The following is a 23,285-nucleotide window of genomic DNA, read 5'->3' on the forward strand; positions in this document are numbered from 1 at the left end:
CGCGCCACAACAGCAGAATCCGGAACCCATTTCGACTCCACACAATCACCTAACCCATGTCAGGTGTTTCCACGACCACTAGAAATCAAGCAATGAACCGCAGGAAGAAGTTCCTCAGCATTCAAGAGCAAGTCAGTTTAATTCAACGCCGTGGGTTAATCCTGCCTTCCGAAAAATCTGCTAAAGATTTCCTTGAGCGTCAAAATTATTACCGCTTTTCGGGCTACATGCGGTACTTCCAAGAAAACTTAGCCGGTGACGAAGCCAAATTCTTTCCTGGCACCCAGTGGGATGAAATAGTTAACATCTACCGGTTGGACATCGAACTTCGTTCTCTCCTTCTCCGCGGGCTCCAAGAAGCAGAGCTTGCGGCCAGGACGGCCTTTGCTCTCAGCGAAGGTGAAATCCATTCTCCTTATGAGGAGTATCTTCAGCCCACTGCTTACCGGCGCCCACCAAATCCGTATATGAAGCCCACACGCGCTCTAATTATCAGTGAGCTCAAGCGGTCTAAGGAACCATACCTCCACAAATACCAAAAGGACTCAGGGGCCGACACTGAAAGGTGGGTTTACGATGTGCCAATTTGGGTGGCAGTCGAGGCACTGTCCTTTGGTACGTTGTCGAAAGCAATAAGCTTCCGAAACGACAACAACCAAGTTTACGCAAAGACTTGTTCCATTCTTGGCGTAAAGAAACAATATTTAGCGCGCCAATTGCGCTCTTTTACATTCGTGAGAAATAAATGCGCTCACTCAGCTCGGTTATGGAACAGTTTCGTTTTGGACCAACCTTCAGTTTCTAGTGCTACGAAACGGCGTGCTGAGAAAGTTTTAGGTCAAAATTACGGCGAGAACTCGCTACTAGCAGTAATTGTAGCCCTTGATAACTTTCTCTTTCTTACTAATTCGTGGGATGGATTTTTGGATGAGTATATAGAGCTGGTCAAACGAACTCCGGCTTTCCACCAAGGTATAGCGAATCCTCATCATTCATAGCCCTCTTGGTGCATGAACACACAATGGTATTCCGGACCCTTTTCATGCGACCCCGGCCACATATCCTTAAAGTCTTGACCCCTGCCCCTAATTCAGCGCCAGTTGAGAGTTCTCACCAGCAAAACGACAGCAGAATTCTGATAACCCGACCGAAAGAAATTAACATGTGAGTGTGACTGATAGATTCCGCCAACTCCCGGCCCCTGGCCCCGCGTGGGGAGGCAGCCTCATGGGCACCTCCATCGTCTCGCGCCTGCTCGTGGAAGAAGGCATGATGATCCTGGCCGGCATTTTTGCCGCCATCGCGTGCGTCATCTTTGTCGTTCTCACCGCGGGCTTCTTGCGCTACCGCCATCCTAGTTTTGAGCGCACCACTATGGCGGAGTGGTCGATGTTTTTCATCGGAATCTTGGCGCTCGGTGCCGCACTTTCCGGTCTGACGGATATCCCTACATTCCGTCTCGTGGGCTTTTGGATCGGTGGTCCGGTTACAGTTATTACGTGGGCTATCCAGCTCACGCGCTTTGATGGTGAGCCGAAGTTCACCTGGGGCCTGCCGCTGGTCGGCCCTATGATTTCGGCTTCCGTTTCCGGTTGGCTAGCTAATGATTACGGCCCGCTCTACCACGTGATGGGTACGGTATTTTTCTTCATGTCCCTGGTGACGGCGGTGCCCACCTTCGCCCGCGTGTATTGGGCCGCATGGCACGGCAAGGTGGATTTCACCGGCGCGAAATCAGCCACCGCATGGGTCCCGCTAGGCGTAGTGGGCCAGTCCACCACGGCAATGCAGATTCTCTTCCCTGGCCCGGTCTCCATCTATTACGGCGTTACGGCGCTTATTATCGCCATTCCGCTATCCATCTACGCGATGTTTACCTTCTATCCCAATGTGGCACGGTGGGTTCCGTACTCCCCGGCTTGGTGGTCCTGCACCTTCCCGCCAGGAACCGTGAGCATGGGTGGCCACCAGCTGGCATTGGTCAATGGCTCCGAGCTTATCGACGCCATTGCGCTCACCATCCCCGTCCTCCTCACCGCACACTGGATGCTGTGCTCCACCCGCTTCCTCAGCTGGGTGTGGGAAGGAAAGAAGGAAACCGGCCCTGAAGAGCCACTTATTAAGACTGGGCCCAACAGGTAGCAAGGAGGCGCAGTCACTATGCGAGACGCCAGCTTCGAACGAGGAAAGCGCCGCACACGCCGACGCACGCGTGCAGCGCGACCGCGGCGCGAGCACTGGAGCAGGGAATACGCAATCTATGCGGAAGATTCCTGGGGCATCGATGACTTAGGGTCCGAGGGCGGCGAGAATTCCGTGCGCACCTATTCCGGTGGCCGCGCAGATGGCAATCGTCGCCGGCGCCGCTGATGCATAATAGCTCCCCTATCACCTTCATCGCCTGGGATCGTGCCAACGTGGCTGCGGTGAGGGAAGTTCTCGCCGGTCTGCAACGAGACGGGATTTTCCTGCGCCGCGGCCACCTGCTCTTGGAGACGTCGTGGCTTGGCTCAGGCGCGCGGGACTTCTACGCCACTGCCTGGCGCTGGGGCCAGCAAGACTGCCCGCTCTTTTATGACCTAGCCCGGCGCGGAAAGCTTTTGCTTACTATCAGCGATACCGTGATTTCCTGCGGCAGCAAGGACGACATTGCCGATGCGCGCGCTAGCATTGCACAAGAACTCATCGCCGCCGAGAATCCGCAGCAGTTGTGCGGGCTGCTTGCCGACGCCGCAGAAGTCTAGCCCTACAGTCCCGGTCGTTCGCTGCGCTTCATCCAGCCCATGCGCGGGGCAAAACCGCGGGGATGCTTCATTTGGGCTACGGCGTCGGCAATCATGAGGCGGTGGCGGCGCGAAACGCTATCGGGAAGCTTCGCCACGGAGAACCACCCAGCTTCAGTATTTTCTTCATCGCTAATCACCGGCTCTGCATTTTCTGCTACTGATACGCGCAGCGCGGTTCCCATAAAGGTGCACTCATCACCGTTGGGGTAGGTCACAGGGCCGGACTGCCCCACGCCCAATAGCGCTTCCACCTTGGCGTCAAGGCCAACTTCCTCTTTGACTTCTCGCAGCGCGGTGGTGGTAATTTCCTCGCCTGGCTCGCAGATTCCTTCCACCGGGGTCCACGTACCGTTATCGGAACGCTTTACTAGGAGCACGGAGGGGACTTCCCAGAGCGCGGCGTCTGCCGGAACATCGCGGATGATGATGGCGCTACAGGCCGGCACAAAGATCTGATCGTGACCAATCTTTTCGCGCAGCTGAACAATAAAATCTGGAGTCGGCATGCCACCTAGCGTAGACCAGTGCGGCGCACTTAGGCCATGGGCCCCAAGACCTCTTTAGCTAGAAGCTGAATATCGGTGGCCAACGTGAAAGATAGCTCCATGTCCGTCGGCGTGGTTTGGCAGGTGTGGCCTTCTTCGAGGCGCTGCGTCGTTCCGGAAACCACGCCCACGATGGTTTGTTTTCCTTCTACTTCGCCGTACACCGGACCACCGGAGTCACCATTGGTGCTGCATACACGCGCCCTAGCGGCAAGCGAATCCCGCTGGAGTCCCTCCGAATTCAGCTGCGCCATCTCTGCATCATGGGAAAGCGTGCCGCAGGTCTCATCGGTCACGCGGCCAAGCTTGCACACCTGATGCGGAAGGTGAGCCAGGGAGGTGGCGACGCTATTGTCCACCGCCCCGGGGACATAGTACTCAGCGCTGCTAGTGATCTCGATAAAGGCCACATCGAGGTCGTGGCTGTCATCGGAATAGAAATCAGAGTAGATGACCTCGCCGATAGGTTCGGCGGGGTAGCTAAAGTCGCCGTCGGCGGTTCCGGCCCAGACCTTATCGCCGGGTTTGCCGCAATGGGAAGCGGTAACGGCGATCGTGCGGGCGTCGGCAAGCGTAAATGACCATGCCGCGGTACAAGACTGGTAGTTGAAATAGGCGCCCGGCCGCGGTTCATCGCCGGAGAGATCCAAGGCGGTACCCGGAGCGAGCGGCGCCGTGGCCGGAGAATAGGACTCATTGGGAATGAGGTTTTTGTACGACAGCGCGGAGAAACTCGGTTCTTCCCCTCCCCGCACCGGGCTGCAGGCTGCAAGGAACGCGGCCGTGCACACTACAAAGACGCTAGTTGCTCTCCGTGTCCGCATTCCCGGCGTTGTCCTTGTTCTCTTCTTCCGCATCCATCTCCGCCTGGGCTTTGAGATCGCGGATGAACTTTTCCGGATCAAACTCGGTGTAGTGTTCCGGGCCGGCAAAATTTTCTAAGGCCATGGTCTAAACCTCCGTTTTCTGAATCGACGTGGTGATGTAATCCTTGACCGCCGCGGCATCATTAGGCAAGTCCTTGACGTGCCGCTCAGCATCGAGGATGCCGGCAAAGCGCTCGGGTGGCTCAGGGGCAGAGCCGATGGCTTCCGTGATCGTCTCGGCAAACTTCACCGGCAGTGCGGTCTCCAGACACACGATTGGCGTTTCTACGCCCTCGCGCTGTGCGCCACGAGCCACCTTGATGCCGTCGGCCGTGTGCGGATCAGCCAGGTAATCAAAGCGCTCGTGTACATCCTTGATGGTGGCTAGGCGATCGGCATGGCTGGAGGAACCGGACAGGAAACCATAGTCCTCGCGGGCAGCAGCAATCTTGTCGTGGTCGAGGCTAAAGCCGCCCTCTTTCACCTTGGTGCCGAATAGCTCCGCGGTTTCGGCTGCATCGCGGCCGAGCAAGTCGAACGCAAAGCGCTCAAAATTCGAGGCGCGCGAGATATCCATGGACGGCGAAGAGGTTGCCATGGTCTCTGCGGCTGGACGCGGCCGGTAGTTTCCGGTGCGGAAGAACTCATCCAGCACATCATTTTCATTGGTAGCCACGATAAGACGATCAATGGGAAGGCCCATCTGGCGAGCGATGTGGCCGGCACAGATATCGCCAAAGTTACCGGTGGGAACGCTAAAGGAAACCTTCTGATCGGCGGTCTCGGCGACCTTGAGCCAGCAGGAAATGTAGTAGACCACCTGGGCCATCAGCCGTGCCCAGTTAATGGAATTGACCGCGCCAATGCGGTAGGCGGCCTTAAAGTCAGCATCTCCCGATCCCGCCTTGACCACATCCTGGCAATCATCGAAAACGCCATCTAGAGCGATGTTGAAGATATTCGGGTCATCCAGCCCAAACATCTGCGCCTGCTGGAAGGCCGTCATTCGGCCGGCCGGGGTGAGCATAAAGACGCGAATGCCGTGGCGCCCACGCATCGCATACTCTGCAGAGGACCCCGTATCGCCGGAAGTGGCGCCCAGAATATTGAGGGTCTCACCGCGGCGGGCGAGCTCGTATTCAAAGAGCTCACCCAAAAGCTGCATGGCCATGTCCTTAAATGCTGCAGTAGGTCCTTCAGATAGATGGCCGATAAACAGGCCCTCGCCTAGTTCGGTGACGGGAACGATTTCCGGGTCCGCAAACTTGGGGCTGGTATAAGCGCGCGCGGCGATATCCTCGATGTCTTGCGCTGGAATATCGTCAATGAAAAGCTTAAGTACCTCGGCCGCAAGCGCCGCGTAGCCTTTGTCCGCTAGGAGCCTGCGCCATGAATTTAAAGTGGCGGAATCTAGCTGTGGGTAGCTCTCAGGCAGGTATAAACCGCCATCGGGGGCAAGCCCACCGAGGAGAATATCTGTAAAAGATGCGGGCTGACGGGCGGTATCGCGGGTCGAAATGTACTTCACACAAAAGAATCTTAGTAGTTAAGGCGTAAGGTATCAGCCATGTCGCATCCGAATCCCCGAGAAGTCATTACCACTCAGGCTTTAGGCATTTGGGTAGCCGCCATGGCGGTCTACCTCGTAGCGATTACCGGCCGTACCTCTTTTGGTGTGGCCGGTTTGGATGCCATTGAGCGCTTCGATGTCGATGCCGGCCGTATCGCGGTCTTTACCTCTGTGCAGTTGGGTGTGTATGCCCTAGCCCAAATCCCCACCGGCATCTTGATTGATAAATTTGGCCCGCGCCTACTCCTCGTGGTCGGCGCCGTCATTATGGGCATTGGCCAAGTGGTACTGGGCTTTACCACCAGCTATGGCGTAGCCATTGCCGCGCGCGTTCTCATCGGCGCGGGCGATGCCACGGCATTTCTCTCCGTGATGCGCATCCTGCCCTATTGGTTCCCGCTGCACCGCACCCCCATGTTCACCCAGGTGACGTCGTCGCTGGGGCAAATGGGTCAGTTCATTTCCGCGGTGCCCTTCCTGTGGTTGCTGGGTGCGGCCGGATGGACAGCTGCCTTCGTTACCCTCGGCGCGGTGGGCATCCTGGTAGCCATCGCCGCCATCGTGGCAGTAGCAGACTCACCAGAGAAGTTGGGGATTATTCCCACGGAGAAGGAACCACCCAACTCGCAGGCCACCAGCATCCCCGCCCGCTTGAAAACGGTATTCCGCTCCCCGGTGGCCTGGCAGGCTTACTTCATCCACTACATCGGCATGCTCCCGCTCATCGTCTTTGTCATGCTCTGGGGCATGCCCATGATGACCCAGGGCATGGAGATGTCCAAGGCCAAGTCCAGCCTGGTACTTACCTTGCTGGCGGTATTCTTGGTCCTCGTCGGCCCCCTGCACGGCAAAATTTCCTCCCGCGCGCAGCATGTCCGCCCGTGGCTTAGCCTCGGGTTCGTAGCAATTCACGTACTGACCTGGCTGATTTTCTTTACCTTTGGCACCGACAGCGGTGTGGTCGCAATTTTGGTGGTGTCCTTCGTTACCGCACTGTGTACACCGACGGCTAACTATGGCTTCGATATCGTGCGTGAGCGCATGGACCGCTCCGTGGTAGCCACAGCTACGGGCTTGGGAAATATGGGTGGGTTTACCTCCGGCATGTTGGGCGCGCAGCTCTTCGGCATGGTGTTGGACCATTCCTCCGACGCCCCTGATTACTCCATGCCGGATTTCACTGCCGCCGCGGCTGCGGTGCTAGCCGTTTGGGTAGTAGGCATGATTGGTGTGATCATCACCCACTTCCTTCGCCGTCGCGCGGGCGAAGACGGGCCTTCGGTCACCATCGTGGAGGTTTCCTAGAAACCCTCGGTTGATCACTCCGGGTTGAGGATAAAGCGAATGGTCCCCTCAGGGTCCGCCAAAAGCTCCCGGGTTGCCGCCACGGCTTCCGCTTCGTCGAAGGCGATGCGCTCAAAGCCAGTATCGTTGAGCTCCACAATGTCCGCACCAGGGCAGGCCAGAAGAATTGGCGAGTGCGTGGCAATAATGACCTGTGCGCCGCGGTCAACTGCTTGGGCGATTTCCGCTACGAGGGCCAGTTGCCGGATAACGGACAGCCCAGATTCTGGCTCATCAAGGATGTACACACCTTGGCCATTAATGTGCTCATAGAGCAGGTCAAAGACGGATTGCCCGTGCGAGCGGCGGGACAAATCCACGTTCTGAGAAAGAGTCGAACGGCCGCCACGTTCGGCCGCTGAATCCCCACGTCCAATCAAGTACTCGTGCTTTTCGGCGCGCAGGAAATAGGCACGCTGGATCACTTCCTCCGTATCGCAGCGAATGGGGCTGCGAGGAACGATTTCATCTGGGTCATCCATGCGGCCGCCCGCAGGTGAACAGCCCAAATCACTAGCTACGCCAGCGAGCAAGCTCGATTTGCCAATGCCGTTTTCACCTACGAAGACGGTGACAGGGCTTCGCAACTTGAAGCTGCCCAAATCAACTAAGTAGTCGAAGATGGGCAGCTCGGCGCGGTAGTCATCAGGCTTAAACTTCAGGCTTAGGGCATCAACCAGCATGGGCCCTAGGTTAATTCAGTTCATCGAGTACGCGCAGCGCATCTTCCTGCGCTGCCGCCGCGCCAAAGTTTTTCAGGTGGCCACCCAAGTCGCCGGCCGGAACTGACTGGGCGATGGTATCGGCCGGCACGGTATTGACGGCATAAGCCACCCCTACCCCGCCGGTGATGGGGATGGCAATGGCGGCGAGTACTCCCGCCGCGGTCGACAGCGTGGTCTTGAAAGTCATAGTCTCCTCCAGAGGCTTCGGCACCGAGCACCCTGCCCGTTACCAATTTGTGATGTTTTACCTTAGGAAGAGTTACTGCCAAGGCCATGCCGCCTAGCTGCGGGTTGCCTGAATTTTCGCGCCCAGTTCGCGAGGAAATAAAGGGCTAGTTTGCTGGATAGCTCTCGGCCACGATGCCATCGCTGGCCGGCATCACAAGGCCTCGCTCAAATGCTACGAGGACTGCCTTTTCATCGGATTCGCTGATGTCACCAGACTCCACCGCACTGTTGAGCTCGCGCTCGAGGTAGACGCGCACATCGGATTTGCCGTTTTCAGTCTGGGTAATATCCCGCGGGACGGAATTGAGCGGGATGCCCAGCGCCTTCGCCAAGGAGGTCACGCGGTTGGCGTCGGTGGAATCATCGCCTTTGATAGCACCATTGACCTGTGCGGGCATGTCTTCTTGGACTACGCCACCAGCCACGGCCTCGCCCACCGTCTTCGTCCCCTTGGGGGGATTATCGCGATTGGTGGCCCACACCCCGACAGCGATAGCCACGATGACGGCCACGGCTACAAAGGCCCACAGGTAGATGAGCTTATGTCGATACACTCCGCTGATTTTAGCCATGGTAACCAGCGCTATCGCCGAAGGAACCGTAGTCATTGCCGCGAGGGTTCTCGCCGCGATCATTGAGGGCGTCGATGATGGAGCGGATGGTGGCCTCCCCTATGCGGTCGGCGCGCCCCCACGAGCGAGGGGCCTGACGGGAGCTATCGGGCGATGGTTCTTGGCGCGGCGGCGCTGGCTTTTCCTCCCGCGGCGTGGAGACCTCGATGGTCAATGTGGTGCCGTCAAGGTGGAGGGCGTCACCGTCGCGCACGCCCGCGGCACGCGCTGCGGAAAGCAGCGCGGATAGTTCGCTCACCGTGGCGTTGTCCACATCGAGTTGCAGCTTAAAAGACATAACTAGCCAGTCCTTTCTTGTTCCCATCCCACTTTAGAGCCCAAAAGTGCAAAAAGTAAGGCCACAATGCGCGCATCGGGGACTTTCAAGGCTAACTCTAAGAATGCTCGAAGGATTCCTCCTCGCCCCAGAAGACCTCATCCACAACCTTCCGGGCATGGCGGGTAAGTTTCAGATAGTTTTCTAGAAACCCTTGGTTGTCCTCCGGCGGCCAGCCAGCGGCACCGGCTACCTGGGCCAGCTGCGGACCGGGCCCGGGCAACTGGTCGACGCGCTTGCCGCGCACGAGCACCAGTGCATTGCGGGCGTCGGTAGCCATAAGCCAGGCTTCGCGCAGGTCCGAGACCTGCTCGGCAGAGAGGATTGCGTTTTCCTCCAAGGCGTCGAGCACGCGCAGTGTGGACGGATCGTGCAGCTGGGCATACTCGTGAGCATGCATCATGGTCAGGAGCTGTACGGTCCATTCAATATCTGAGAGCGCACCGCGCCCCAGCTTGGTATGAGTATTGCGGTCCGCGCCGCGCGGCAGGCGCTCATTGTCCACGCGCGCCTTCATGCGCCGGATATCGCGAATGGTCGAGGCGCTCGCGCCGCCTTCTGGGTAGCGGAAGCTATCGACCATGGACATAAATCGCTCGCCTACTTCCTTGTCACCAGCCACGAAGGCCGCGCGCAACAAAGCCTGCAGCTCCCAAGACTCGCCCCACTCGCGGTAGTAACGCTCATAGGAGGAGATGGTGCGCGCCACCGCACCAGAGCGGCCCTCTGGGCGCAGGCCCAAATCGACGTCCAATGGTGGGTCGCCCGAAGGCTTAGACAGGCGGCGCCGAAGCTTATCGACGATCCCGATGGCCCACTTCACGGCCTCCCCTTCCGCACCAGAGTCACCGGCCGGTTCGCTAGGTTCTGCTACGACGAGCACATCCGCATCTGAGCCAAATCCCAGCTCCATACCTCCCAAACGGCCCATGCCAATGACGGCGATGCGCGCTGGCGGCTCTGCGTCCTCGTTAGCCAGGCGCCACGCGCGCACCTCAGCGCGAAGTGCGGCCTCAAGGACGGCATCCCAAATTGTGGATAGCTCGTGACACACCTGCTTGACCGGCATGAAGCCCAGCAAATCCGCACTGGCGATGCGGGCCAGCTCAACCCGGCGCAACGAGCGCGCCACCGCCACCGCTTTATCCGGGTCGGCGTGTCGCTTGCTGGAATTGACCAGCGCCTTGGAAACCTGTTCGGGCTTGGTTTCTAGCAGTTTGGGGCCAGTGGCGCCGTCGGAAAGCTGCTTAACCGAATCCGGTGCGCTAATAATCAGATCAGAAGTAAACGGCGAGGTACCCAGAATGTGCATGAGCCGCTGGCCCACAATTCCTTCATCGCGCAGCATGCGCAAGAACCACGACCTATCGTTCGCGGCCTCCGAGAGCTTGCGATAGTTCAACAGACCCATATCGGGGTCTGCGGTATCAGCCAGCCATTCCATCAAGGTAGGCAGCAAAATCGCCTGGATGCGTGCCTTGCGCGAGGTTCCCGCCGCCAAGGAGGTCAAGTGCTCGAATGCGCGGTCGGGGTGGTTATAGCCCAACGCGGCCAGCTGCAGCTTGGCGGCCTCCGGCGACAGCTTGAGCTCATCGGCGGACATGGTGACCACGGAATTAAGCAGCGGCCGGTAGAACAGGCGCGAGTGCAGCTCGGAGATCCGCAGACGGATTCGGCGCAGGTGCGAGAGCATGCGCTCGGCCGCCGACTTGGTGCCCTGCGGATAAAAGCCGGCGATGCGCGCCAGCCACTTCATCCCCTCTTCATCGTCCTTTTCCGGCAGCGTGTGTGTGCGGCGGAAGCGCTCCAATTGCAGGCGGTGCTCAAGCAGGCGCAGAAACTCATAGGCTTCAATGAGCTGGGTGCCGTCCTCGCGGCCGACGTACCCCGCTGAAATCAGTGCCTCCAGCGCCTCCACCGTGGAAAGCGCCCGCAGCGTCTCATCGGAGCGCCCGTGCACCAATTGCAAGAGCTGGACAGCAAATTCGATATCGCGCAGGCCGCCCACGCCTAGCTTCAGCTCGCGGTGCTTGAGTTCTTCGGGAACATTGGCCAGCACGCGGCGGCGCATGGCCTGTACGTCCTCAACAAAAGACTCCCGCTGCGACGCCGTCCACACCATCGGTCGGATCTGGTCCAAATAGTCCTGGCCTAGTGGGAGGTAGCCCGTCATAGCGCGCGCTTTAAGGAGCGCCTGGAATTCCCACGTCTCTGCCCACCGCTTGTAGTAGGCCACGTGGGATTCCAAAGTGCGCACCAATGCGCCCGACTTTCCCTCCGGGCGCAGGTTGGCATCCACCTCGAAGAAGGTGGTGGATCCAATGCGATTAAACTCCGCCGCTAGCCGCGTGGCCCTAGGGGTTGCCTCGCTGCCAACGAAAATGACGTCCACATCGGAGATATAGTTCAGCTCGCCTGCGCCGCACTTGCCCATCGCCATGACTGCCAGCTGTGCATCCAAGGGTTCATCACCATAGATGGTGCGCACGGCGCAGGCAAGGGAGGCGGTCAAAGCGGCGTCGGCAAGCGCGGTGGTCAGCGCCGTAATCTGGCGGAATCCTACCTCCGGCTGCAGCCTGGTCTGGCCCTTGCGTGAATGGAAGGTGCCCGCCACATCACAGGCGGCAATGCGCATCATCAAAGTGCGGTAGGTCGTGCGCAGCGCCTGCTTATGCTCACCCTCGCCGGCACGGTAAGTACCCGCCGCGCTCAAGTCCTCGCGCGCCGGATCGGGCCGGTCAATGTCATCCGCAAAGTCTGCGGGCTCGGCGTCGACGGCCCCAAGCAAGCTTTGCAGCATCTCTTCGGGCTGCGGAAGGGGTTTTTCCAATTCTCGCCACAGTTCAGGGTGCGCCGCGAGATGATCACCAAAGGCGGTCGACGCCCCCAAGAGTGCGAAGAGGCGCACGCGCAAAGTTTCATTGGAACGCACGGCATCATCGAGCTCTGGGGCTTGTTCATAGATGCGGATCAAGTTATTGAGAGCCAGGTCTGGGTCGCCCACGGCAGCGAGGGTCCACAACAGATCCACCGATTCCGGATTCTTCCACCCCAGCTGCTCAATATCCTGGGCAGCGTGCGAGCGGGTAAGGCCTAGTGTGGCCGGTGAAGGCACAGCAGCAGGACGCATTTTTCTCCTAGAAGTTCAGGTTATTGCGCAGCTCAAAGGTGGTGATTTGGCTTTGATAGTGGTGCCACTCATCCCACTTGGAGCGCAGGAAGAACTCAAAGACGTGCTCGCCCAGGATTTCTGCCATGAACTCGGATTTTTCAAATTCTCGCAAGGCCTGATCCAAGCTGGTGGGTAGATCCTTGTAACCCATTGCCCGGCGCTCGCGGCGGGTGAGCTGGTGGACATCGTCCTCGGCCGGATCATCGAGCTCGTAGCCTTCGCGGATACCTCGCAGGCCTGCCGCTAGTAGCACCGCATAGCCCAGGTAGGGGTTCATCGAGGCATCAATGGAGCGAATTTCTACCCGGCGCGATTCTTCCTTGGTAAGCCGGTAGGTGGGAACGCGGACCAGCGCGGAGCGATTCGATACTCCCCAGGTGGCTGCGCCCGGCGCCTCGTTGCCGAACATCAGGCGCTTATAAGAATTGGTCCACTGATTCACAATCGCGGACATCTCCGTGGAGTGCTCCAAGATGCCGGCGATGAACTGGCGGCCGGTCTGGGACAAAGAGAATTCATCATCCGGATCGTGGAAAGCATTGGATTGGCCTTCAAAAAGGCTCAAGTGGGTATGCATGCCAGAGCCCGGCAAATGTTCGAAGGGCTTAGGCATGAAGGTGGCGCGCACGTTGGAATTGGTGGCCACCTGCTTGATCACGTGCCGGAAAGTCATGATGTTATCGGCCATGGTGAGCACGTCCGCATGGCGCAGATCAATTTCTTGCTGGCCCGGCGCGGTTTCGTGGTGGCTAAACTCCGTGGCAATTCCCAGCGATTCCAGCGCTAACATTGCCTTCCTGCGGAAAAGCGGGGCGGTATCGTGCGTTGCTTGGTCGAAGTAACCGCCGTTATCCGTCGGTACCAAGTCAGTGAGTTCGCGGCCGCGCTCGAAAAGATAGAACTCGATTTCAGGCGAAGCCATGCAGGTAAATCCATCGTTGGCGGCCTCGGTGACCTGGCGGCGCAGGATATGGCGCGGGTCCACCATAGAGGGCTGGCCGTCTGGCTGTGCGATATCGCAAAACATGCGGGCCGATTGCAGGTCCGGCTCATCCATATCAAAGGGCAGAATCTGGAAGGTGGAGGGATCTGGCAGGGCGATCGTGTCAGACTCAGAGATGCGAGAAAAGCCCTCTACGGAAGAACCATCAAAGCCAACACCTTCTTCAAAGGCCGATTCCAATTCGGACGGGCTCATGACCACGGATTTAAGGGCGCCCAGAATATCCGTAAACCACAGGCGGATAAAGCGGATATCGCGTTCCTCAACGGTGCGCAAGACAAATTCGTGTTGGCTATTCATGCTTTAGACCTTACCGGCTCTCCCCCGAGGGATGTGCAGTTCATGCGACAGTTTTTCCGGGGCGAAATGTGCAGGTCGCAAGAGTATCTAGGGGGTGGCCAGTGGGGGATTTTCCGGCAGGAGCCAGCTCCAGCGCATGCTTTGCTAAGTGGGCAAGCGAACACACGTACACCTCTTAAAGGACGAATCTTTATGACCACCCACTGCGATGACCTTTCTGCTCACGTAATCGAACGCCTCGTCACCGCCGCACAACAAGGCTGGGCGCCGGCGGACTTAGAACACGTCTTAGGCCCGCACGCCTACCCGATTATTTACCGTGCAAGCCCCCATGTGCCGGCACGAATTACCTCCCCTGCGCTGCGCAAAGCATGGCTACAGATGGCCCCTCCGCAGGAAAACTTCATTCCCCGCGATAAGTTGCGCGCCATTATTAAAGAGCTCATTCACCTACCGAAGCTGCGCGATACCGAGCTTTTAGCCTCCGGCGAATCCTTGCGGGAGGACGGGCTCAGCGATAAGCAACGCAAAATCCGCGAGAAGGTTCTAGGCCTTTTACGGAAAGCGGAATCTACCAGCTTTGAGGATGAGGCCGAGGTTCTCATTTCTAAGGCGCAGTCCCTGCAGCAGAAGTATCGCATCGAAGACCTGCTTACTTCCGAGCTGCCTCATCTCATTTCCCACCGCGTGCACATCCACCCGCCGTATATCAAGCACCAGGCTTCCCTGTTAAGCACCATCTCCGACGCCAATGGATGCACCACTCTCCTGATTCATGACAAGGGTTTAGCCTGTGTGATTGGCGCCCCTGCCGACGCCGCCCATTGCGCCGATCTCTTCGCCTCTCTCAACCGTCAATGCGATTGGTTCATGCGCAACGGTGACGGCGCAGAAATTGCCCGTGCTACCGGCTCCACCGCCGCCTATCGCCGTAGCTTCCGGCTCTCTTATGCCGCCCGTATCGGTGAATTGCTCACCCAAGCAAATGAGGACGGCATCGCAGAAAACCTGCGGGAATCCCAGTACTGCTCACACCACGCAGAGACTGTAGCTACCCAAACCCTTCCGGCGTTGCAGGCGCGCACCGATCATGCCATCGATACTCGCAATCGCCTCTTCCCCAACCTGACGGAAATGTCGCTTTCCATGAACAGCATGCACGGCATCAACGATGGCATTGCCGCTGCCGATAAATCTCACTTTGGCGGCGATGCTTCCGGGATCGGTTCGGTTCCAGAAATTACGCAGTAATTTTGCCCTGCTCAAGGCCATTCTTCCCTCCCGTTCCCTGCTAGCGAACGGGGGCGAGGAGCGACACCGAAACGAATGCTTAACGGGTAGGATCACCGGTGAGATATTGGTCTAGAAAGTAAAAGGTACGTGAATGTCTACACAGTCTTTTCTCGAAGTTGAAGCGAAATTCTCCGTAGCCGAGTCCACTCAGCTCCCTGAACTGACCCGCCTCGAGGGAGTTGACCACGTTGCAGACACGCGCCACCACGCGCTTTCTGCCATCTACTACGACACCGAAGACCTCCGCCTCACCCATGCAAAGGTCACCCTCCGCCGTCGCACCGGTGGTAATGATGATGGCTGGCATATCAAGATTCCTAGCGAGGCTGGCCGCACTGAAATCCACGCCGAGCTGGGAGAACCTGTAGATGGCTGCTACGAAGTACCTGAGGAGCTTCTCCACCAGGTCCGCTCCATTATCCGCCACAACGAACTCACCCCGATTGCTCAAGTAGACAACAAGCGCACCGAGATGGTCCTAGCGGATGCCGATAATAAACCGGTAGCAGAATTCTGCGATGACCACGTCACCGCCTTTTCCTTCCTTCCAGGTGGCCAGCAGCAGTCGTGGCGCGAGTGGGAAGTAGAGCTCGCCGGTGAGCTTCCTGGCACTGAGGAAGGTACGCAATTCATTCGCCGTGCCACTTCCCTGCTCATCGGTGCCGGTGCGCGCGTTTCTTCCTCCCCATCCAAGCTGAAGACCGCCCTGGGTGATTCCTACGCCAACGCACCGCTGCCTCCAGCCCTAGTTTCGCCAGACGTGGATCCAGACTCCCCTGCCGCGGCCGTCATCACCGCGCTCCAAGCCAACCGCGACAAGCTAGTTGATTATGACCCTCGCGTGCGCCGCGATGAGTGGGACTCGGTTCACCAGATGCGCGTCGCCACCCGCGAGCTGCGCAGCCACCTGCAGACCTTCCATGGCATCGTTGTCGGCCCAGAAATCGACAAGATCGAAGCCGAGCTCAAGGAGCTTGCCAGCATCTTGGGCGTTGCTCGCGATGCGGAAGTTGTGGAAGAGCGCTGGCAGAAGCTGCTGGAGTCCGAGGATTCTGACACCTTGGATGACTCCACCCGCGAGCACATTGCGCACGATATGGGCAACGCCTACCGCCGCGCGCACCGCCGCGTTATCGCAGCCCTGGATTCCGAGCGTTACCTCGAGCTGCTGGAGTCGCTCGATCGCCTGCTCGCAGACCCGCCAACGGCCGATAAGCAACAGGAGTCCGCCCCGGCAGCAAGCGATGCGGAGCAGACAGAGGAGCAGTCCTCTGCAGAAGATGACGCCGCTACCCCTACCGAATCCAGCGAGGACAGCGCACCTGCTGCAGAAAAGGCCGAAAAGAAGCCAGAGAAAAAGAAGTCCAAGGACAAGTCCGCCGACATGGATACCGTGATGGCGCAGCACCTTGAAAAGGCCTATAACAAGCTGGTCAAGCGCCATAAGAAGGCCGTGGAGAACTGGGATGACCAGGAACTGTCCCTGCACGAGCGCGAGGATTATTTCCACGATATGCGCAAGGCAGCAAAGAAGCTGCGCTATGCAGCTGAAGCAGCTGGTTCTGCTACCAACCTCAAGACCAAGCGCCTCTACAAGGCCTGCAAGCAGATGCAGTCGGTGCTCGGTGATTTCCAGGATTCCGTGACCTCGCGCGATAAGCTGCTCGAGCTGGCAGGGTCCGCTCGCCGCCGTGGGGAGAATACCTTTGGCTACGGCCTGCTTTACCAGCGCGAGCGAACCATTGGCCTAAAGGCTCTTGATGATTACGCCGAGTCTTTCAAAGACATCAAGGCCGCGTTTAAGCCGCTGCGCAAGAAACTAAAGTAGCCGCGCTCCCCTGGCAGGTGCTGGGAAACACGGCTTTAAAAGAGATGGCTGGGAGTTAGTTACTTCCAGTCATCTTCTTCGTCTGCAGCGTCTGCCGCATCATTGCGGGCTTGGGCAATTTCGATGGCGTTTTCTGCCTCTTCGCGGGTGTCATACGGGCCCATCCGATTTTCCCAGCCAGAGGTCTTGCCTTGGCTGACTTCCTTAGTGGTGGGATCAAAGAACCACTTCTGGTCTGCATCGCTCATGAAACTATCCTCTCAGTTGTTGCATCAGCGGCATCGGCTAAGTGCTGCCGCTGATATGGTTTGTGCCCACACTACCCACGCTGTCCCATTGATGCCCGCTAGAATGTGGGGCAGCACAATTCTTTTATACGAATCCATGTCGTATTCCCCGCCACCGCGCACATAGGTGGCGGGCGTTCGTTGCTTTAAACGCACCGCCGCGTGTGTTGGGCAACGAAGACTTACTGGTCCCAGAACCTGGAAAAGGAGCTTTAGCACCCATGCCACTGTGGTCAACGCCTGCAGAGCCCGTAGCCGAGCGCGCCGCCCGAGCACATACCGAACTCACAGGCAGTGCTCCAACGCATACCGCCAGCGCGCCGGCAACGTGGTCCCTCATTGGTGAACATATTGATCACTTCGGCGGCATTGTCGCCATGTGTGTGGGAAAGTTGCGCGCTGCAGCGGCCGTCAGCCCGCGCACTGACGGCGTGGTGGCCGTACATTTCCACCCAGCTCAGGGCGAGACTGCCCATGACTCGATTAGCCTGCAGGCGCTGGCAGAGCTGGCAACGGCGCAACAGCCCACCACGGATGCGGAAGGCCAGCCTGTTATTCCACCGGCACCACAAGGTGGGTTGGCGGCCCGCGTAGGTGGCATTGTCCACACGATGATTAATCGTCAGTTGCTCTCCCGAGAGACGGCCGGTGCGGATATCACCATCGCCTCCGATATTCCAGAGGGCGCGGGTGTAGGCGCGGATGCCGCTGCGGACGTCGCGGTGGCGCTAGCGCTCATGGGCGCAGATGCGGATCTCGATGCACCGTTGAGGGCCCGGGTGGCTGATGTATGCACACAGGCCGTTTCTGCCTTCGCAGCGCGACCGCCACTGCGCGCACGCCACAGCGCAGCGCTGCGCAGCACGGGTGAGGGCGTGTGCATCATGGACTACGCCGATGGTTCGGTCACCCACGCCCCGCATGTGGTGGGGCGCGAGATGTCCGTCTTTGCGGTGGCGGTGCCGGAGGATTTTTCCGCGCAGGAGGAAAGGGCCATCGCCGATATCCGCCAGCGCCAGCGCTTTATCGATGATGCGTGCCACTCCTTCGGCACCGATTCGCTGCGCTTGCTTCCCGACGCCCAACAGCGCGTCCTAGACTGGCTCAAGGCCGTGCACAAGGTCTACGGCGAGGACGGCCGCCCGAGCATCAGCGCCGCCACGGAGTGGATGGCCTTTTATGAGGAAGAAACTGAGCGCGTAGAAAAGTTTGCGCGCTGCCTGCGCTCGCACCGCGGCGCGGAGCTCTTCCCTATCCTGTTGCAGTCGCAGTCTTCCTTGGCCAATATCTACGGCTTGGATTCGGCAGAAAAACTCGCCGAGTTGGTCACGGTTCGCGGTGCCGTAGCGGGTCGATCGGCGCATGCTGGTACCTCGAACGCGGTCATTGCTTATGTGCCAGCGAAAAGCGCGCACAATTTCGCAGCTGACTTGGCTGAAGACGGACTGCTCGTCGTCGAGCTGCAGCCAGGCGAGGCCGCCCGCGGCGAAGGCTAAGAGCCTTGCCGGCTAGTCGGCCGGCCAGGCAAAAAGAACCTCGCGCGAATCGGTATCCGCCGTCACCAGCGAGACAGTGGTTTCACTGCCGGTTTCCGGTGCGCCCACGCATTGGGCGAAGACGGGTGGCTCCGGTACGAAAATCCGCGCCCTGTCCCGCTTCGGATCGCCGCGGACCACAGTGGCTGGGAAATTGGTACCGAGCCAAGGTCGCAGCACGGTGGCCTCTGTCAGGTTCAGGCAGGCCTTATCCACTTGGGAGGCGAGCTGCGAGGTCGAACGCATTGCCCCGATGACCTCCGTAGCGCTGCCTGTTACCCACTCGGGAACCTCATAACCGCCGCACAGCGCTAGGCAGACTTCCGTGGCGAACCTATCGGAAAGGCGCCGCAGCGGCGCGGTGACGTGGGCATAGTAGCCACCGATACCGGCGTGTACCTGCGCCTCCTGCTCGCCTAACCAGGCATAGTCGGCTCCGCGCAAAAGGCTCTGGGCCTCGCGCATGACGGCCATGCCGCGCGGAGAATCGGCGTCGACGGTGAGCAGGAATTGGGGAATGGGGGCGTCGCCAAGCGCAAAGCCTAGGGCCTGCGCCTCGGCGCGAAATTGGCGCTCATGCTCCGGTTCAGCCCCGGGCAGGGTGCGCAAGAAGCCCACGCCAGCTTCCTGCATGAGACGCCCGGCGCACATGCCAGCCAACAGGGAAATTTCGGAGTTATAGTCCATGACCTCATAGCGCGGCTCGATGATGAGCTCAAAGGTACCGTCCTCATTTTCCACCACGCGCTGGGAGGGCAGGCGCAAGGAAATGGCCTCGCGGCGCAGGGAGGATTCCTGGCGCAGCCGTCCGACCACTGGCAGCAGTGCAATAGATGGGTGGAGGTTGCCGGCCGCAAGATCCGCATGCGCGCCTTCATAATCCAGGCGGGCCTGGGAGTAAATGAGCGCGCGCTCTACGTGGAAGGACTCCACCTCGCCATTGCCATCCAAGTCAAAGGTCCACAACACGGCCGGCTTATCGGTGCCAGGCAGCAGCGAAGCTCGGTCCTCGGAAAGCTCCGGTGGGTGCAGGCGCGCGGGTTCATCGGGAAGATAGATGGTCTGGCCGCGGCGGAACGACTCGCGCTCCAGCTCGCTGCCGGGCTCGATGAAAGCAGCAACGTCCGCGATGGCATAAAAGACGCGGTATCCGCCCTCGCGTTCTTCGATGTAGACCGCCTGATCCAAGTCCATGGAACCGGCGGGATCCAGGGTCACGAAGGGAATGTCGCGGGCGTCGCGGCGCGAGTCGGCGTATCGGTCCTGCGCGCGGGCGGCCTGGGCGGTGACCTCTGCCGGAAAATCGGTGGCCACCGAAAATTCTGTGGCAATGGCGCGGAAATCGAGCGGGGCGGCGTAGAGCTTCATGCCCACCACCATAAACGTAGTAGGGCGAATGAGCCGGCCTATAAGCCGGATTCTGTCTAACCGCGGCACTCCCTGGGGAGCACCGCGCGGTGAACATCCATCTAGACCAACCGTTGCCAGTTGGCTCCAGCAGCTACCTTCAGGCTCGAGCGAGCAGCCTTAAAACGCCTGATCGGGCCCCGCAACGTGGCGGGGCCGTGATGCCTTGCTCCCGGTGGGGTTTACCCAGCCACCGCCATCACTGACGGTGCTGGTGCGCTCTTAACGCACCGTTTCACCCTTACCTTGTGGCTCCAACGTGGCCGAAACCAAGTGGAGGTACAAGGCGGTCTACTTTCTGTTGCACTTGCCCGCGGGTTTCCCCGGGTTGCCGTTAGCAACCACCGTGCTCTGTGGAGTCCGGACTTTCCTCGGCGCCCACGCGGCAGCACGTGGCTGCCCGTATGAAGCGACGCGATCACCCGGCCGGCTCATTCGCGTTCTTTATTCTAGCGCAGGCCTGCCAGGTGGCCCACATCGTTAAATCCGTGCACCATAGAGCCGCCTTCCCAGAATTCCACCCGCGAAATGGCAGCCAGGTCGAGGAAGAGATGCCCAAAGGTGGCAGGGCCGGCATCGAGTGCTTGGCGGATGAAGGACTTAATTGGGTTGACGTGGCTGACCACCAGCACGGTCTTTCCTGCGAAGCGCTCTTGGAGCTCCTTGCGGGTGGTGCGCACGCGGCGGTTGACCGCCTGCAGCGATTCGCCGCCCGGACAGGCGACGCTCGCATCATGCAGCCATTCCTCGTGTAATTCCGGATCGCGCTGGTGGGCCTCGGCTGCGGTCTTGCCTTCCCACGCACCGAAGTCCACCTCGATGAGGCCTTCGACGGTCTCTACCTCGATATCCCGGCCATTGGCCACGGCCGCCGCGGTCTCTTGGCAGCGGCGCAGGGGCGAGCAGACGATGGCGTCAAAGTCGGCGTCGGCAAGCGCTTGCGCCGCGGCGAGCGCCTGCTTTTGGCCAAGCTCGGTAAGGCCCGGATTGGCGCGCCCCGAGTACTGCTTGGCAGCCGACATCTCCGTCTGCCCGTGGCGAAGCAAGATAAAGCGGGTGGTAGGTCCGCGGTCCCCCAGCCAATCGGTGGGGTGCGGCGCGGTGGTGTCCTGTTCCGCGGCTGGTGCTGGCTCGGAGTCTTCTTCGCCGGCAACGATGCCTTCGGGGTGCCCGGCGGCCGCGGCATCCATGGCGTCATTAGACAGGGCGTCTGCCACCTTGTTTTTGGCGCGCGGCACCCAGTCCAGGCTGAAAGAGGAAAAGCCGTTGATGTACTCGCGGGCGCGCAGGGCCAGCTTCTGCATATCGGGGTGCTTGATCTTCCAGCGGCCGTTGATTTGTTCCACCACCAGCTTGGAATCCATGTGGAATTCCACCTCGGTAGCGCCCATCTCGGTGGCAGCTTCGAGCCCGCGCAACAGGCCGTTGTATTCGGCGACGTTATTGGTTGACTTGGTACCTACCACGTAGACAATCTCGCGCAGGATGCGCTGCCCGCTGCCGTCATAGATAACGGTGCCGGAACCGGCTACTCCGGGGTTGCCGCGGGAGCCGCCATCGGCGTAGATGATGACCTTCATTAGACCAAGCGCACCAGGTAGGAGCCGCAATCGCCGCACTGCGGCAGCTCATCGGCCGGGGCATTGCGCACAGCGTTTTGCTCGGCCGGCGGCAAGACGATGAAGCAGCCGCCGCAGGCACGGTTGGCCTTGAACTGGGCGGCGCCTACGCCATTTTCCTCGCGCTGGGTATCGTACTCGCTGAGCACTCCGGCGGGCAGTTGGTCGCGCAGCTCGCCGATGCGCACGGCCGGATCTTCTTGATTGGCGGCCGCTTCCTTAGCAGCCTCGGCCGCACGGCGCAGCTTTTCCAGCTTGCGCTCGGAATCAGAAACGCGCGCGCCGTGGACGTCCAGGTTGGAACGCAGCGCGTGCACCTCGTTATGCGCCTCCTGCAGCTCGCTCATGAGGTCTGCGATGCGGGACTTGGCCGCGTAGAGATCATGCTCCAGATCCTTGCGGGTTTCTGGGTCTACTGCGGCGCCGAGCTGGCGCTTATCATCGCGCTCGCGCTGGCGCAGCTTGCGCTCATCGGCCTGGATGCGCAGGATTTCAGTCTCCATGTCATCAACGGCCATCTGTGCAGAACCGGAGGCATCGAGCAGGCGCTTGTGCTCCTCTTTGGCCTTGTCATACTCGGCTTGTTCCGGGATTTCCTTCTCGGCGCCATGGCCCTGCGAGCGTTCCAGGTTGGCCAGTTCCAGCAGTACCGGCTGTAGTTCTTGCGATAGTTTCACTTATGACTCCTTTGGGTGCGCAGAGATAGTCCACGGGTCGGTGCGCAGGCTAATAATTTCCGTATCCAGTTCTAAAGCATTCTCTACGATATCGCGCGCCTGGGCCGTCCACGGAAATTCGCTGGCCCAGTGGGCGGTATCGATAACAGCGGGGCCGCCGGCGCGCAGGTGCTCATCCACCGGGTGGTGGCGCAGATCCGAGGTAACGTACACGTCCACGCCTAGCTTCGCGGCCGCAGAGAGGAAAGAATCTCCCGAACCGGAAGACACGGCCACCGTACGCACTTTCCGGTCCGGATCGCCGGCGGCGCGGATACCCCAAGCGGTCTCCGGCAAGGCATTAGCCACCTGCTGGGTGAACTCGCGCAGGGTCATCTCCTGCGGCAGCTCTCCCACACGGCCCAGGCCGAGCGCCTTGTCCAGGTCCTGGTGGCCGGCGGTTTCCGTGATGTCATAGGCCGGCACCTCATAAGGGTGGGCGGTGTGCAGGGCCTTCAGCACGGAGGAGCGAAGTGCGGCTGGGGCGACGAACTCGACGCGGATTTCCTCGCCGCGGTGCAGCGCGCCAATCGTGCCCTCGGTAGGGTCAGCGCCCTCTTCCGGCTGGAATTGGCCCGTGCCGGCGATGTCAAAGGAGCAGTGCGAGTAGGCGCCAATGTGGCCCGCGCCGGCGTCGAAAAGCGCCTGCTTTACTTCCTCGGCCGCGGCGACCGGCACGTGCACGCCCCACTTATCCACACCCTGGGGCTCCGGCACGATGGGCCGGCCGGGGTTGATGCCTACCAGCTCCGCGAGCTTGTCGTTTACGCCCGGCCGCGCCTTATCCGCGTTGGTATGGGCTGCAAAGAGGGCAACGTCATTGCTGACCAGCGTGTGCACTACCTTGCCCTTGGGCGTATCGGCCGCCACGGACTCCACCCCGCGCAGCAGCAACGGGTGGTGGACCACGAGCATGTCCGCGCCGAGCTCCACCGCGCGCTCGGCCACCGCCTGGGTGCAGTCCAAGGCAAAGGCCACCCGCTTTACCTCCGCGGCAGGATCACCGCAGATAAGCCCCACGGCATCCCACTTTTCCGCCAGGTGCGGCGGATAGGCCTCATCGAGTACGCGGCGGACATCGCCCACGCTCACAGCGGACATAGAGGTGCTCCT

Annotated in this window: 23 protein-coding genes and 1 other RNA gene; 8 read left to right on the forward strand and 16 right to left on the reverse strand. The window is 59.9% G+C overall.

Annotated features, from left to right (window positions below):
* The first annotated feature begins 92 nt into the window (after positions 1-92).
* The 4 genes from QP324_RS07120 (at position 93) to QP324_RS07135 (ending at position 2,744) form a co-directional block, all read left to right on the forward strand.
* Entirely contained in the window at positions 93-998 is a 906-nt protein-coding gene (locus tag QP324_RS07120; RefSeq protein ID WP_284815292.1) for an Abi family protein, read from the forward strand.
* A 172-nt stretch (positions 999-1,170) separates the two neighbouring features.
* Positions 1,171-2,142, forward strand: a complete 972-nt coding sequence (locus QP324_RS07125; protein WP_284815295.1) for a TDT family transporter — start codon at positions 1,171-1,173, stop codon at positions 2,140-2,142.
* A gap of 18 nt (positions 2,143-2,160) precedes the next feature.
* Positions 2,161-2,370 carry a hypothetical protein gene (locus QP324_RS07130; RefSeq protein ID WP_284815297.1) on the forward strand — a complete coding sequence of 70 codons (210 nt, stop codon included), beginning with the start codon at positions 2,161-2,163 and terminating at the stop codon, positions 2,368-2,370.
* On the forward strand, positions 2,370-2,744 hold the full coding sequence (locus QP324_RS07135; RefSeq protein ID WP_284815299.1) for a hypothetical protein: 375 nt from the start codon (positions 2,370-2,372) through the stop codon (positions 2,742-2,744). The genes QP324_RS07130 and QP324_RS07135 overlap by 1 nt, the downstream gene beginning before the upstream one ends.
* A 2-nt stretch (positions 2,745-2,746) precedes the next feature.
* Here the strand turns inward: QP324_RS07135 and QP324_RS07140 are convergent, their stop codons facing one another.
* Genes QP324_RS07140 through thrC form a run of 4 tightly spaced genes read right to left on the reverse strand, consistent with a single transcriptional unit; the run spans position 2,747 to position 5,725 of the window.
* Positions 2,747-3,292 carry an NUDIX domain-containing protein gene (locus tag QP324_RS07140; RefSeq protein ID WP_284815301.1) on the reverse strand — a complete coding sequence of 182 codons (546 nt, stop codon included), beginning with the start codon at positions 3,290-3,292 and terminating at the stop codon, positions 2,747-2,749.
* Positions 3,293-3,321: 29 nt separating this feature from the next.
* Positions 3,322-4,122 (reverse strand): trypsin-like serine protease, encoded by an 801-nt coding sequence (locus QP324_RS07145; RefSeq protein ID WP_284815303.1) that lies wholly within the window; start codon positions 4,120-4,122, stop codon positions 3,322-3,324.
* Between the two features lie 10 nt (positions 4,123-4,132).
* Positions 4,133-4,279 carry a hypothetical protein gene (locus QP324_RS07150; RefSeq protein ID WP_239279122.1) on the reverse strand — a complete coding sequence of 49 codons (147 nt, stop codon included), beginning with the start codon at positions 4,277-4,279 and terminating at the stop codon, positions 4,133-4,135.
* A 3-nt stretch (positions 4,280-4,282) separates the two neighbouring features.
* Positions 4,283-5,725, reverse strand: a complete 1,443-nt coding sequence (thrC, locus tag QP324_RS07155) for a threonine synthase (protein ID WP_284815305.1) — start codon at positions 5,723-5,725, stop codon at positions 4,283-4,285.
* A gap of 39 nt (positions 5,726-5,764) precedes the next feature.
* Here thrC and QP324_RS07160 point away from each other — a divergent pair, with 39 nt between their 5' ends.
* A complete protein-coding gene (locus QP324_RS07160; protein WP_284815306.1) occupies positions 5,765-7,072 on the forward strand; it encodes a nitrate/nitrite transporter in 1,308 nt (435 codons plus the stop codon).
* 14 nt (positions 7,073-7,086) lie between these two features.
* Here the strand turns inward: QP324_RS07160 and QP324_RS07165 are convergent, their stop codons facing one another.
* From QP324_RS07165 to QP324_RS07190, 6 genes are all read right to left on the reverse strand, one after another.
* Positions 7,087-7,794 (reverse strand): AAA family ATPase, encoded by a 708-nt coding sequence (locus QP324_RS07165; protein ID WP_269953179.1) that lies wholly within the window; start codon positions 7,792-7,794, stop codon positions 7,087-7,089.
* Between the two features lie 10 nt (positions 7,795-7,804).
* Positions 7,805-8,023 (reverse strand): hypothetical protein, encoded by a 219-nt coding sequence (locus QP324_RS07170; protein ID WP_040425194.1) that lies wholly within the window; start codon positions 8,021-8,023, stop codon positions 7,805-7,807.
* A gap of 145 nt (positions 8,024-8,168) precedes the next feature.
* Positions 8,169-8,618, reverse strand: coding sequence for a hypothetical protein (locus tag QP324_RS07175; protein ID WP_239279126.1), 450 nt, complete (start codon positions 8,616-8,618; stop codon positions 8,169-8,171).
* A gap of 10 nt (positions 8,619-8,628) precedes the next feature.
* A complete protein-coding gene (locus QP324_RS07180) occupies positions 8,629-8,973 on the reverse strand; it encodes a hypothetical protein (RefSeq protein ID WP_284768467.1) in 345 nt (114 codons plus the stop codon).
* A gap of 97 nt (positions 8,974-9,070) precedes the next feature.
* Positions 9,071-12,142 carry a bifunctional [glutamine synthetase] adenylyltransferase/[glutamine synthetase]-adenylyl-L-tyrosine phosphorylase gene (locus tag QP324_RS07185; RefSeq protein ID WP_284815307.1) on the reverse strand — a complete coding sequence of 1,024 codons (3,072 nt, stop codon included), beginning with the start codon at positions 12,140-12,142 and terminating at the stop codon, positions 9,071-9,073.
* 7 nt (positions 12,143-12,149) lie between these two features.
* On the reverse strand, positions 12,150-13,487 hold the full coding sequence (locus QP324_RS07190) for a glutamine synthetase family protein (protein WP_284768463.1): 1,338 nt from the start codon (positions 13,485-13,487) through the stop codon (positions 12,150-12,152).
* Between the two features lie 192 nt (positions 13,488-13,679).
* Between QP324_RS07190 and QP324_RS07195 the strand changes: the two genes are divergently transcribed.
* Positions 13,680-14,738 carry a DUF2786 domain-containing protein gene (locus QP324_RS07195; protein WP_239279129.1) on the forward strand — a complete coding sequence of 353 codons (1,059 nt, stop codon included), beginning with the start codon at positions 13,680-13,682 and terminating at the stop codon, positions 14,736-14,738.
* A 133-nt stretch (positions 14,739-14,871) separates the two neighbouring features.
* Entirely contained in the window at positions 14,872-16,608 is a 1,737-nt protein-coding gene (locus QP324_RS07200) for a CYTH and CHAD domain-containing protein (RefSeq protein WP_284815309.1), read from the forward strand.
* Between the two features lie 59 nt (positions 16,609-16,667).
* Here the strand turns inward: QP324_RS07200 and QP324_RS07205 are convergent, their stop codons facing one another.
* Entirely contained in the window at positions 16,668-16,856 is a 189-nt protein-coding gene (locus QP324_RS07205; RefSeq protein ID WP_250410194.1) for a hypothetical protein, read from the reverse strand.
* 260 nt (positions 16,857-17,116) lie between these two features.
* Between QP324_RS07205 and QP324_RS07210 the strand changes: the two genes are divergently transcribed.
* Entirely contained in the window at positions 17,117-18,391 is a 1,275-nt protein-coding gene (locus tag QP324_RS07210) for a galactokinase family protein (RefSeq protein ID WP_284765716.1), read from the forward strand.
* A 12-nt stretch (positions 18,392-18,403) separates the two neighbouring features.
* Here QP324_RS07210 and QP324_RS07215 read toward each other — a convergent pair whose 3' ends face one another.
* The 5 genes from QP324_RS07215 to QP324_RS07235 form a co-directional block, all read right to left on the reverse strand.
* Positions 18,404-19,798 (reverse strand): RNB domain-containing ribonuclease, encoded by a 1,395-nt coding sequence (locus tag QP324_RS07215; RefSeq protein WP_239279137.1) that lies wholly within the window; start codon positions 19,796-19,798, stop codon positions 18,404-18,406.
* Between the two features lie 25 nt (positions 19,799-19,823).
* An RNA gene (rnpB, locus tag QP324_RS07220) (RNase P RNA component class A) lies at positions 19,824-20,271 on the reverse strand.
* 15 nt (positions 20,272-20,286) lie between these two features.
* Positions 20,287-21,417 carry a bifunctional RNase H/acid phosphatase gene (locus tag QP324_RS07225; protein WP_239279139.1) on the reverse strand — a complete coding sequence of 377 codons (1,131 nt, stop codon included), beginning with the start codon at positions 21,415-21,417 and terminating at the stop codon, positions 20,287-20,289.
* Positions 21,417-22,133: a zinc ribbon domain-containing protein gene (locus QP324_RS07230; RefSeq protein ID WP_005324390.1), complete on the reverse strand. Its 717-nt coding sequence runs from the start codon at positions 22,131-22,133 to the stop codon at positions 21,417-21,419. Before QP324_RS07230 ends, QP324_RS07225 begins: the two co-directional genes overlap by 1 nt.
* A complete protein-coding gene (locus QP324_RS07235) occupies positions 22,134-23,273 on the reverse strand; it encodes a Nif3-like dinuclear metal center hexameric protein (protein WP_284815312.1) in 1,140 nt (379 codons plus the stop codon).
* Positions 23,274-23,285 lie beyond the last annotated feature (12 nt).

Source organism: Corynebacterium sp. UMB0012, assembly GCF_030216265.1.
GTDB lineage: Bacteria > Actinomycetota > Actinomycetes > Mycobacteriales > Mycobacteriaceae > Corynebacterium.

Excerpts from the sequence above, each read along its gene's own strand:
- QP324_RS07120 (WP_284815292.1), top strand. The coding sequence starts at position 93 with ATGAACCGCAGGAAGAAGTTCCTCAGCATTCAAGAGCAAGTCAGTTTA.
- QP324_RS07130 (WP_284815297.1), top strand. The coding sequence starts at position 2,161 with ATGCGAGACGCCAGCTTCGAACGAGGAAAGCGCCGCACACGCCGACGC.
- QP324_RS07135 (WP_284815299.1), top strand. The coding sequence starts at position 2,370 with ATGCATAATAGCTCCCCTATCACCTTCATCGCCTGGGATCGTGCCAAC.
- QP324_RS07140 (WP_284815301.1), bottom strand. The coding sequence starts at position 3,292 with ATGCCGACTCCAGATTTTATTGTTCAGCTGCGCGAAAAGATTGGTCAC.
- QP324_RS07150 (WP_239279122.1), bottom strand. The coding sequence starts at position 4,279 with ATGGCCTTAGAAAATTTTGCCGGCCCGGAACACTACACCGAGTTTGAT.
- QP324_RS07160 (WP_284815306.1), top strand. The coding sequence starts at position 5,765 with ATGTCGCATCCGAATCCCCGAGAAGTCATTACCACTCAGGCTTTAGGC.
- QP324_RS07165 (WP_269953179.1), bottom strand. The coding sequence starts at position 7,794 with ATGCTGGTTGATGCCCTAAGCCTGAAGTTTAAGCCTGATGACTACCGC.
- QP324_RS07170 (WP_040425194.1), bottom strand. The coding sequence starts at position 8,023 with ATGACTTTCAAGACCACGCTGTCGACCGCGGCGGGAGTACTCGCCGCC.
- QP324_RS07180 (WP_284768467.1), bottom strand. The coding sequence starts at position 8,973 with ATGTCTTTTAAGCTGCAACTCGATGTGGACAACGCCACGGTGAGCGAA.
- QP324_RS07185 (WP_284815307.1), bottom strand. The coding sequence starts at position 12,142 with ATGCGTCCTGCTGCTGTGCCTTCACCGGCCACACTAGGCCTTACCCGC.
- QP324_RS07190 (WP_284768463.1), bottom strand. The coding sequence starts at position 13,487 with ATGAATAGCCAACACGAATTTGTCTTGCGCACCGTTGAGGAACGCGAT.
- QP324_RS07195 (WP_239279129.1), top strand. The coding sequence starts at position 13,680 with ATGACCACCCACTGCGATGACCTTTCTGCTCACGTAATCGAACGCCTC.
- QP324_RS07200 (WP_284815309.1), top strand. The coding sequence starts at position 14,872 with ATGTCTACACAGTCTTTTCTCGAAGTTGAAGCGAAATTCTCCGTAGCC.
- QP324_RS07205 (WP_250410194.1), bottom strand. The coding sequence starts at position 16,856 with ATGAGCGATGCAGACCAGAAGTGGTTCTTTGATCCCACCACTAAGGAA.
- QP324_RS07210 (WP_284765716.1), top strand. The coding sequence starts at position 17,117 with ATGCCACTGTGGTCAACGCCTGCAGAGCCCGTAGCCGAGCGCGCCGCC.
- QP324_RS07215 (WP_239279137.1), bottom strand. The coding sequence starts at position 19,798 with ATGAAGCTCTACGCCGCCCCGCTCGATTTCCGCGCCATTGCCACAGAA.
- QP324_RS07225 (WP_239279139.1), bottom strand. The coding sequence starts at position 21,417 with ATGAAGGTCATCATCTACGCCGATGGCGGCTCCCGCGGCAACCCCGGA.
- QP324_RS07235 (WP_284815312.1), bottom strand. The coding sequence starts at position 23,273 with ATGTCCGCTGTGAGCGTGGGCGATGTCCGCCGCGTACTCGATGAGGCC.